6 protein-coding genes and 1 tRNA gene are annotated in these 7,617 nt (G+C 35.0%); 6 read left to right on the plus strand and 1 reads right to left on the minus strand.

The genetic code is table 11. From position 1 onward, the window contains the following. Positions 1 to 200 precede the first annotated feature (200 nt). Together E0F91_RS15260 and E0F91_RS15265 are read left to right on the plus strand one after the other, a co-directional pair. Positions 201 to 407: a hypothetical protein gene (locus E0F91_RS15260; protein ID WP_132067306.1), complete on the plus strand. Its 207-nt coding sequence runs from the start codon at positions 201 to 203 to the stop codon at positions 405 to 407. A 46-nt stretch (positions 408 to 453) separates the two neighbouring features. After that, the gene (locus tag E0F91_RS15265; protein WP_132067307.1) at positions 454 to 2,172 is read left to right on the plus strand and encodes a tetratricopeptide repeat-containing sensor histidine kinase; all 1,719 of its coding nucleotides are present in this window, start codon (positions 454 to 456) and stop codon (positions 2,170 to 2,172) included. Between the two features lie 536 nt (positions 2,173 to 2,708). Here E0F91_RS15265 and E0F91_RS15270 read toward each other — a convergent pair. After that, positions 2,709 to 2,790, minus strand: a tRNA-Leu gene (locus tag E0F91_RS15270). Between the two features lie 108 nt (positions 2,791 to 2,898). On the opposite strand from E0F91_RS15270, the gene E0F91_RS15275 reads away from it, so the two are divergent. The 4 genes from E0F91_RS15275 to E0F91_RS18020 all read left to right on the plus strand — a co-directional run bounded on the left by E0F91_RS15275 (position 2,899) and on the right by E0F91_RS18020 (position 7,230). Continuing rightward, a complete protein-coding gene (locus tag E0F91_RS15275; protein ID WP_132067308.1) occupies positions 2,899 to 4,287 on the plus strand; it encodes a dipeptidase in 1,389 nt (462 codons plus the stop codon). Positions 4,288 to 4,963: 676 nt separating this feature from the next. Then, on the plus strand, positions 4,964 to 5,266 hold the full coding sequence (locus tag E0F91_RS15280) for a hypothetical protein (protein WP_132067309.1): 303 nt from the start codon (positions 4,964 to 4,966) through the stop codon (positions 5,264 to 5,266). 9 nt (positions 5,267 to 5,275) lie between these two features. Beyond that, a complete protein-coding gene (locus tag E0F91_RS15285; RefSeq protein WP_132067310.1) occupies positions 5,276 to 5,650 on the plus strand; it encodes a BlaI/MecI/CopY family transcriptional regulator in 375 nt (124 codons plus the stop codon). Continuing rightward, on the plus strand, positions 5,647 to 7,230 hold the full coding sequence (locus E0F91_RS18020) for a M56 family metallopeptidase (RefSeq protein ID WP_243698917.1): 1,584 nt from the start codon (positions 5,647 to 5,649) through the stop codon (positions 7,228 to 7,230). Before E0F91_RS15285 ends, E0F91_RS18020 begins: the two co-directional genes overlap by 4 nt. Positions 7,231 to 7,617 lie beyond the last annotated feature (387 nt).

Raw genomic sequence — 7,617 nt, forward strand, 5'->3', positions numbered from 1 at the left:
AAAACTACTTCTATAAAAGTGACGCTATACCGAACAGAATTTTTATTCCGGGAAGTATAATTAAACGGTTCTGTACTAGCTCACTTTACTTCCCGAAACCAAAACAAACTGTTCTCATTTTACTGGTTTGGCCACTACTAATTATTCGATTACAGCTATCGAACAGCCAAACCTATGTCCAATTTTTAACAATTACAATCATGAAAAAAATATTTTTTGTAGCTATCGTTGTAGTATCGGGTTTAACAATGGTGTCCTGTGATACTGAAGCAATTGAGGGTTCAACGCCACAATCAAAAGAAAATAATACAATTTCTTTAGCTAATTCCAATTCAACCAATGCTAGTGATAATGGACCGGGTAATGACATAATTATCATAACACCTCCAAAAAACCCAAAATTATAAGTCCCTATTACTAATTAAATACTAATTTCGGGGAAAGTTACTTTATATGGTGCGTTCCCCGATTTTTATTTTACTGTTTTTACTTTTAATTTTTTCTTGTCAAAAGCCTTTAAATACAGTTTCTGTTAGTTCTACAAAACAAGTAAGCCCAAAAAAAATACAAGCCCAAAAATTCTCAACATTAGCTGATTCCTTTTATGGAAATAATAAATTAGATAGTGCTTTCTATTATTATTTAAAATCTACAGTATTATTTAAAGAGGAAGGCAGTGATACTTATATTGCCTATAATCTTATTGCAATGGCTCACATCCAACAGACTTCAGGAGATTATTATAGCAGTGAAGAAACGTTGACTGAGGCTTTACCCTATATAAATAATGAGTTGCAATACCGAATGGCCTCAAATAATTTATTTGGGATTGCAGCACAAGAACTGATGAATTACGATGACGCCATCATCTATTTTACTTCAATTTTAAAAACAGCAAACGATTCCATATCCAGAGTGACGGCTTTTAATAACATCGCTACTGTTTATATGGAGCAAAAAAAGTATGGAAAAGCTATTGCTCTTTTAAAGCCAATTTTAAAATCGAATGTTTTAGATACCTTACCGTATAAAAAAGCCAGAATTATTGACAATCTGGGATTTGCTTATTATAAAGACAATGCTATACCAAAAGGACTGGCTCTAATGAATCAGGGATTAGCAATTAGAAAAAAAATTAACGATTCTTATGGAAGCATTGAAAGCTATTTGCATTTAGCTGATTTTTATAAAGATCGAGATAATCAAAAATCGAAGGAGAATGCATTACAGGCTTATAAGGTAGCCACAAAATATCAAAGTATCGATGAACGATTGGAGGCATTAGAACTCTTAATGTCATACAATTTAGAAAAAGGAGTAAATAATTATGCTACTCTGTTCATAAATCTTAATGATAGCATCAAAAAGGTACGCAACAATGCTACTAATCAATTTGCAAAAATTAAATATGATTCCAGAGAAGCGACTTTAAAAAATATAAAATATAAGGAGCAAAGAACAGAAACCCTTTTGCAACTTGAAACGCAAAAAAACCAAAAGTACTTGCTCAGTTTTGGATTAGTTGTACTACTTGGCGGAATCGGTTTTCTTATCCACTATTTTAGAAATAAGAGTAAACGAGAGCTATTAGTAGCAAGTTACAATACTGAAACTCGAATTTCAAAACAACTCCATGATGAACTCGCTAATGATGTTTTTTATGCGATGACTTTTGCCGAAACGCAAGATTTATTAAACCCAATAAAAAAAGAAACGCTATTAGACAATCTTGATAAAATATACATTAGAACACGAGATTTCTCTAAGGAGAATAGTACTATAGAAACAGGAGAACGTTTTGAACACAATCTAAAACAAATGCTTAGTAATTATAAAAATGACAATGTTGAAGTTATTATAAAAAATGGAAATTCAATAGATTGGTCAAAAATCGAAAACGAAAAAAAGATCGCAATACAAAGGGTATTGCAAGAGCTCATGGTCAATATGAAAAAATACAGCCAAGCCAATTTTGTGATCATTGGGTTTGATAGCGATCAGAATAATGTGATAATTGACTATTCAGATAATGGGGTGGGCTTCACGGAAAAACTAATTTTAAAAAATGGACTTCAAAATGCAGAAAACCGCATTCAGGCAGTAAAAGGAACCCTTATGTTCGATTCTCAAATCAATAAAGGTTTCAAAGCTAAAATTTTACTTCCTAAATAATTTAAAAAATAGGTTCACAAAAGTTTAAAGTGCTGATAAAATCGCTTTTAATGATGTGGATGCGGCTTAAATACTCCAAGAACTCGATGTTCCCGACATTCAATATGTAAAATATTGTAATGAATCTTTGTTAAAAATTAAAAAAGCACATATCGAGGTACTCCTTTTCAACTGCGATTTTAAAAAGCTGACAAATTTACCTTTTGCCGTTTGCAAATTCTTTTATTCTTCTTTTAATTTACTGCGTTTATTCTTCATATCCTGTTCAATTTCCTTAACTTGTGTATTGAAGTCGGCAGACGACAAAGTCTATTAATTTTATCGAAAGTTGTGTCGGTTCTGAAAACCCGTCCTTTGAAATCTAACTTTATTAGCCTGAAATCATAAAACCAAATAGTTCTCCCTTATAAGATAATTTAAGTATAAATAGGTTTTCTAAAGCACAGGTTTAGGAAAGAGTGTTGTTTTTTGGGAAAACACACAAAACAAAAAAGACTTAAAAAACTGATAATCAGCTATTTAAGTCTTAATATTTGTGCGGATAATAGGACTCGAACCTACACGCCTTGCGGCACCAGATCCTAAGTCTGGCATGTCTACCAATTTCACCATATCCGCGCAATTGTGGGTGCAAAGATACACTTAACTTCCAATTTTCAAAACAATTTAGACAAAAAATATTCATACTCTTTTTTGTACTTTTGGAATATAAACAAAATTCAACTAATGGAAAATATTAAAGCATACGTTCAAGAACACAAAGATCGCTTTATCAATGAGTTAATCGAATTATTAAAAATCCCATCCGTAAGTGCCGACACTGCTTACTCACATGATGTTTTTGAAACTGCTGATGCCGTAAAGGCCAGTTTAGAGAAAGCGGGCTGTGATTTTGTCGAAATTTGCGACACTCCTGGTTATCCAATCGTATATGGCGAGAAAATTATTGATCCCAACTTGCCTACCGTTTTGGTCTACGGACATTATGATGTACAACCACCAGATCCAGTCGAATTATGGACTTCTCCACCTTTTGAACCGGTAATCAAGAAAACCGAAATTCATCCCGAAGGCGCTATTTTTGCCCGTGGTGCTTGTGATGACAAAGGCCAAATGTACATGCACGTTAAAGCATTGGAATATATGGTTCAATCCAATACTTTGCCGTGTAACGTGAAATTCATGATTGAAGGCGAAGAGGAAATTGGTTCCAAAAGTTTGAGCTGGTTTGTTGAACGCAACCAAGAAAAACTAAAAAATGATGTGATTTTAATTTCTGATACTGGAATGATTTCTAATCAGCAACCGTCAATTACAACAGGATTGCGTGGACTAAGCTATGTAGAAGTAGAAGTTACGGGACCAAACCGCGACTTACATTCTGGATTGTATGGTGGAGCCGTTGCGAATCCAATCAATGTGTTGGCCAAAATGATTGCCTCGCTTCATGATGAAAACAACCACATTACTATTCCTGGTTTCTATGATAATGTCGAAGAATTATCCTTGGAAGAAAGAGCCGAAATGGCCAAAGCGCCTTTCAATCTAGACAATTATAAAAAAGCATTGGACTTAAATGACGTTTATGGCGAAAAAGGCTATGTCACTAACGAACGCAACTCCATTCGTCCTACACTAGACGTCAACGGAATTTGGGGTGGCTACACTGGCGAAGGTGCTAAAACAGTGATTGCGAGCAAAGCTTTCGCCAAAATTTCGATGCGTTTGGTTCCAAATCAAGATTGGGAACAAATCACCGAATTGTTTACCAAACACTTCACCAGCATCGCTCCTGCTGGCGTAACTGTACTTGTAAAACCACATCATGGCGGACAAGGTTACGTAACCCCAATAGACAGCATTGGCTACAAAGCCGCAAACATGGCGTATACTGAAACTTTTGGCGTTCCCGCAATTCCGGTGCGTTCAGGAGGAAGTATTCCTATTGTTGCGTTATTCGAAAAAGAACTGAAAAGCAAAACTATTTTGATGGGATTTGGTCTGGACAGCGATGCCATTCACTCACCAAACGAACATTTCGGGATCTTTAATTACCTCAAAGGAATTGAAACCATTCCGTTGTTTTACAAATATTTCGTAGAACTTTCTAAATAGTTTCACCCACACTAAATACCTATATCCGTACAGCAATGTGCGGATTTTTTTTTGGGGCGTTCCCTTGTTGCAGCAAGCCCTACCAAGATTCACAACCCTCCAAGCAACAAGGGCGGGCTTTCCGTTACAATCTTTTTACCCGCCGAAAAGGCGGACAAAAAGGATTTCCACTGCAATCCCTAACGCAAGCCCTCGATAATTTTCCTAGCCCAATAATTTAAGAAAAGCTGCGAATCTGCGGTTATTTTTCTCACCACAAATCAAGCCATTCAATGCCATGAAAATTCTGTGAATCTGTGGCAAATTTTTACACCACGACTACACCAAGTACTCAAATAAAAAATTTGCGAATTTGCGGTGTTCACTTTTACGCCACTAATGCACCAATTATTGAATCAAATAAGAAATCTGTGAATCTATGGCTAACCTGCCACCACCATCAAAACCACGCAATTAGCAGTTATTCAACTGACCAACAACTATTTTTTACCGAAAAACTTGTTTATTTCATTTTTTATTCTACATTTGTAGAGCAATGTTTTAATCTGTAGAAATGAAAGTCCAAAATCAATATAAAATTATCGTCCTTTTAATATGTATAAGCCTAACAAGCTGTAAAATTAATCAAACCAAAAACGGATTAAAAACCGGCAAATGGATTCAAACAGAAAAATTCATGACAATCGAATCCAGCAAAAAAGGAAGATACAAAAAAGGAGATAAGATTGGAACTTGGAAAGAGTTCATCAGCGATAGATTAACTACAAAAGAAAAGTATAAAAGAAACAGTTGCCACATTATCAAGTATCACAATACTGGAAAAATTCAACAAATAGGAGTTTCCAATAAAGCCATTGTAAATTCAAAAATAGAATGGCTGCCCACAGGAGAATGGACATTTTATGACTCTGAAGGGGTTTTACTGGGAACCAAAATCTATGAAAAAGGAATACCTGTTCAAGAAATTTACACCAAATAAAAAATAACCATGCAACAACTAACGAACGCCGAAGAACAACTCATGGAGCATCTTTGGCAACTAGAAAAAGCCTTCATGAAAGATTTATTGGAAGCGTACCCCGAGCCAAAACCGGCTACCACAACCGTAGCCACTTTATTGAAACGAATGATCGACAAGCAATTTGTGGCTTACACCGAATTTGGGAACTCCCGTGAATATTATCCGTTGGTCAAAAAAACCGATTATTTCTCCAAACACGTCAACGGATTGATCAGTAATTTTTTCAACAATTCGGCATCACAATTTGCTTCTTTCTTTACCAAAGAAACCAATTTGTCTCAAACCGAACTGGAAGAACTCAAGAAAATAATAGACAGTGAAATTCTAAAAAAGAAAAAATGACCGACTTTCTAATTAAATCAACCATCAGCTTAGTGGCTTTGCTAGCAGTGTATTTTTTGTTTCTTGAAAAAGAAAAAATGCACCGTTTCAATCGGTTTTACTTGTTGTTTAGCCTGGCTTTTTCATTGGTGATTCCGTTCATTACTATTGAAGTCATTCAGGAAGTAACAAAACCAATAGCAGCCGTAGGAAACATTCAAATTATGCAAGGAAATGTTATTGCTGTGGCAGAAACCAACTATCTAGCCATAGGGTTATGGAGTTTATACGCGCTTATTACTTCAATTTTAGTTTTTCGTTTTACTAGCAATGTGGTTCAGATTTCGACAAAAATGAAGTCGAATTCGCCAATCGTTTATAAGAACGCTAAATTGATTTTGGTTCCCGAAAAAACGCTACCGCACACGTTCTTGAATACCATTTTTATCAACGAAACCGAATACAACAACCGCGAGATAGAAGCCGAACTCTACCTGCACGAACTCACACATGTAACGCAAAAGCACACGCTGGATATTTTATTCATCGAGCTATTGAAAACAGTATTCTGGTTCAACCCCATTTTTATTTTTTATAAAAAAGCCATACAACTCAACCACGAATTTCTTGCTGACGAGAAAGTAGTGACCTCCTATAACAATGTTCCGTTCTATCAATCTTTATTACTATCGAAAGCAAACGAGAACCAAACTTTTTACTTGGCCAGTAATTTGAATTATTCAATAACTAAAAAACGATTACTCATGATGACAAAAACCACATCAAAAAAGCTTTCACTTGTCAAAAAAATGACAATTATTCCTGTACTATCGGTACTTTTAATGGCCTTTTGCATTAAAACAGTAGCAAGAGAAAAGAACGATCCTATCCTTGTTCAGCAACCAATTTTAAATGAAAAGATTGCCACTGCCAAAAGTGCATTGCAACAAATTGAAAAATCAGAAAAACAAAGCGACACCATAAAAAGAAAAAAACTGGAGGTTGTGAAAATTAAGAATGAAGAGTATACCAAAATTGGTAGTCTTTATTTTAATGATAAAGGATCTGTAGACAGTAAAGGTAATCCTGTAAATGACGGTTATATTTTTATCAACAATGACGTCCATTTTTATGTGACAAAAGGTAAAGAAAGAGAATACTACAACAGGTCAGGATCCAGAGTAAACAGCCAAGGCTTAAAAATAAATAATGAAACAATTACTGTTTTAGAAAAAGACTATCAGGCCGAAGCTTCAAAATTGATCACCAGCGATGAATTAGGGGATATTTACAATACAGCTGGAGTAACAGAAAAACCAGATTTTCCGGGAGGAATTACTGAATTTTACAAATTTGTCGGCAATAATTTTAAAACTCCAGAACAACCTAATTTAAAAGGGAAGGTTTACATCACTTTTATAGTTGAAAAAGACGGCAGTATTAGCAACGTAAAAAACATTCGCGATATTGGCTATGGAACTGGTGACGAGGCCGTACGTGTTTTAAACATATGTCCAAAATGGATACCCGGTAAAATGGACGGTGTCCCTGTGAGAGTGTTATACAGTTTACCAATAACGATACAATCTGGCAAGTCTTAAAAAACAACAAAATCCGCTTCTTAGTGTAAAGGAGCGGATTTGTTAATTTAAAGTTTCGCAGCTACCCTAGCAAGGACTCGGGTTTATAATTTGTAGACATTTGCTGTACTATTTGTATTGTTTGCTCATTATTGTGGGCACAGTTTACAAAACTGCCTTTACTTTGTATTTGACAAAAAAACATTAAATTTATTCAAAGGAAAACAGAGGTGAACTATCAAATCCGCCAAGTTTGTGACTTATTTAGCGCATTAGTCCTCTGTCTTCTCCTTGAATCCCGTTGAATTGCTTCAAATAGAATGATAGACATCAAGGTCTAATAAAGGCTCTAAAGAAGTTCAACATTTTTGTTTATCCTAAATTCAAAGTTATGAAAAACTATTTATT

Origin of the sequence: Flavobacterium sandaracinum (genome assembly GCF_004349135.1) — a bacterium.
GTDB lineage: Bacteria > Bacteroidota > Bacteroidia > Flavobacteriales > Flavobacteriaceae > Flavobacterium > Flavobacterium sandaracinum.

Excerpts from the sequence above, each read along its gene's own strand:
- E0F91_RS15280 (WP_132067309.1), top strand. The coding sequence starts at position 4,964 with ATGACAATCGAATCCAGCAAAAAAGGAAGATACAAAAAAGGAGATAAG.
- E0F91_RS15260 (WP_132067306.1), top strand. The coding sequence starts at position 201 with ATGAAAAAAATATTTTTTGTAGCTATCGTTGTAGTATCGGGTTTAACA.
- E0F91_RS15285 (WP_132067310.1), top strand. The coding sequence starts at position 5,276 with ATGCAACAACTAACGAACGCCGAAGAACAACTCATGGAGCATCTTTGG.
- E0F91_RS15275 (WP_132067308.1), top strand. The coding sequence starts at position 2,899 with ATGGAAAATATTAAAGCATACGTTCAAGAACACAAAGATCGCTTTATC.
- E0F91_RS15265 (WP_132067307.1), top strand. The coding sequence starts at position 454 with ATGGTGCGTTCCCCGATTTTTATTTTACTGTTTTTACTTTTAATTTTT.
- E0F91_RS18020 (WP_243698917.1), top strand. The coding sequence starts at position 5,647 with ATGACCGACTTTCTAATTAAATCAACCATCAGCTTAGTGGCTTTGCTA.